The 1,984-nt window shown below is 46.8% G+C and carries 1 protein-coding gene; it reads left to right on the plus strand.

The window, feature by feature from the left end; translation table 11 throughout:
• A partial coding sequence (locus J07HQW2_RS01485; RefSeq protein WP_021053430.1) for a hypothetical protein occupies positions 1-683 on the plus strand: 683 nt, incomplete at its 5' end.
• Positions 684-1,984 lie beyond the last annotated feature (1,301 nt).

Consider the following 1,984-nt stretch of genomic DNA (forward strand, 5'->3'; position numbering starts at 1 on the left):
GTATTGGATTGGAAGACCACTGGTATGTCTGGAGAGTTGGTGAGAGCGGTGCTGTGTTATCTCGTCTCCCAGGGACTCGCAGCGACAGCCAAGCAGTCCGATGTGGATCAGTAACCGCATACAGTCTGACCGGGATCATCCTGTCCGTTCTTGTTGTCACTGCCGCAACAGGAGCAGCAGGCGGACCGACACAATTACAATTAGGCGAGGAAGCATCAACACAAACCCTGGCTGCCAGTGTCACAGACGTTGCCACAGCAGACAAGATTGTATCTGCTGAGACGGGAGACGAGAGAACTTATGACGGTCCGTATGTTCTGATTCACTTTGAGATCAGAAATATTGGGGACAGTGATCAACAGGTTCCAATAGTCACAACTGGACCCTTGGCAGGTGAGATGGACATGGTAAATGATGGCGAACCAATAATCCCAATAAGACCGGGGGGACCGGGACCGGAATCGGGACCATTCTCAGCAGACCAAGTCTCGTATGAGTCCTACCACGCGGTATCTGCAGACACCGATCACACGATTGCTCCCGGAACCAGCATCTCAGGATGGATAGTATTTCCACTGACAGACGGACCGAGATTGGACAGCGCGTATTTTAATAGAGAGTTTGCGACAGTCCGCATTGAACTGGGCTCACGGACGCAAGTATACGAGTGGTCATTAGATTAGGGAGACCTGAATAGCAACAGGAGCAACCACAGACACAGTCACCAAAGACAATCTCAAGAGAGTTCAACAGCTCAAGCGGGTATGCGACAGGTTCAGTGGAACTTGTGATTCATGAGACAAACTCCAAAGTTGAGAACATCGTGATCGGGAGCGGGGGGCATCGGGATCAGGTCGACTCCCCCGACTCCCCCGACTCCCGAGAATAACATATGAGTGGTTGAATTGAGTCTGGAAGTGCCTCTGCATTTGCATGCATCGGGAGCGGGGGGGTGCTCACCATGGGAGGAGGTATCGATTCTTAACTAATCTTCTGACAGTATCTTTCTAATTATTAGTTAAGACAGAGAGATACCGTGTGAAACGTTTAGAGACCGTGTGATAACAACCGTTCATTGAACGTTCTAAACGGTGCAAATCCCATTTACAACAAGTTTGGCAACTATCAAGGGTTGTGATACTCGAGAGAGACATTTGACATGGTTCTATCGGGAAGAGGAGGTATCGAGATAACGCTAGAACTGTGGTTGTGACTATTGAGAATAAGTGTCTTCAGAAACCACGGGTGCGGGAGTGACCCATGGAGTAGGTCTTACATCAGGAGCTGGCTCGCGGGACAATAAACCACGAGCAATAATGATGATGAGCGACCAGAATATAATTCTAATGATTATTCGTGTAATTGCCCAGACGGACTCTATCGGGAGCGGGGGGTACAGGGCACGATCACTCAATTTGAAAAAACAACAGAAATCATCGGTTATTGGTATCACCATCTCAAGAGCGATTCACACCACGAGTTTGTCAATTACTTACAAAATCCGACAGGTGTACCAAATTACTTAATGTATGAAACCGCTAGTTTGGCGTAGCTGCTAGGGGCATACCTCCGAATTAGCCAAGCATGTTCTTTGGATGAGTCAGGCTCGGGTAATTCTGAGAATGGAATCATCAGTTAATTTCCATACCCCTAGTAGTGACATATTCTATTTTACTAGTATAAAAAATCTAGTGATATTTGTTTTTTCAGGGTTCGAACACTATTTTTTCAACTCTCCAAATCTTGTAATTAATATCACTTGTTATTGATCATGATACTCATATAGAAGCGAATTGAGGACTGTTACACACATGTTCTGTGGGTAGAGTTGTCATACACGAATTCCATAGATTATATACCACTATTGAAAGTTACTTATTCAGATCCTCTTGCGCGCATGCGACGCGCCAATCAGGAAACTGACACGGGGGACGTGATCACGCCTGGAGCAAGGGGGGTCATGCAATTGCATCGTGATCGTGAT

The organism is Haloquadratum walsbyi J07HQW2 (assembly GCF_000415985.1).
Classification (GTDB): Archaea; Halobacteriota; Halobacteria; order Halobacteriales; family Haloferacaceae; genus Haloquadratum; species Haloquadratum walsbyi_B.